Origin of the sequence: Pseudomonas sp. CM25 (genome assembly GCF_013179705.1) — a bacterium.
In the GTDB taxonomy this organism is placed as follows: domain Bacteria; phylum Pseudomonadota; class Gammaproteobacteria; order Pseudomonadales; family Pseudomonadaceae; genus Aquipseudomonas.
Genome location: NZ_JABMCW010000733.1, coordinates 1 through 546, shown reverse-complemented (window position 1 = coordinate 546; position 546 = coordinate 1). Strand labels below are relative to the sequence as shown.

1 protein-coding gene is annotated in these 546 nt (G+C 62.1%); it reads left to right on the top strand.

Annotated elements, in window-relative coordinates:
• A partial coding sequence (locus tag HP546_RS31010; RefSeq protein ID WP_172233875.1) for an immunoglobulin-like domain-containing protein occupies positions 1–546 on the top strand: 546 nt, incomplete at both ends.

Here is a 546-nt window from a genome sequence, read left to right as displayed (position 1 = left end):
CCGTCACCGATACCCAGAGCCCGGTCACTGCCGAGCTGACTGTGGATAACACCACCGTCACCGAAGGCGGCAAGATCACCTACACCGTGACCCTGGTCAGCGCAGATCCAACCCTGCCAGTCACCAATCACAAAGGCCTGACCTTCACCCTGACTGATGGCACCACTGTGACCATCAAGGCCGGTGAATCGGTCGGCAGCACCACCGTGACTGCGCCGGACAACGTCTACGTCAACGATCCGGGGACCATCACTCAGGGGCTGACCGACGTCGCCGGCAAAGGCGCCGATCAGTTCGAGCAGCTCGAACTGGGCGCAACCAAAGTCAGCACCGAAGTCACCGATGAGCCATCTGGCGAAGGCGCCCTGGTCAAAGTCAGCATCACCGCCGATCAGGTGTCGGTCAACGAAGCGACCGAACCGACCTTCACCATCAGCCTGAACAAGGCGTTGGACAAGCCGTTCACCGTGACCCTGAGCACCGGTGCCACCCTGACCTTCGCGGCAGGCGAGACCACCAAATCCTACGCTGCACCAGCGCAGGGCG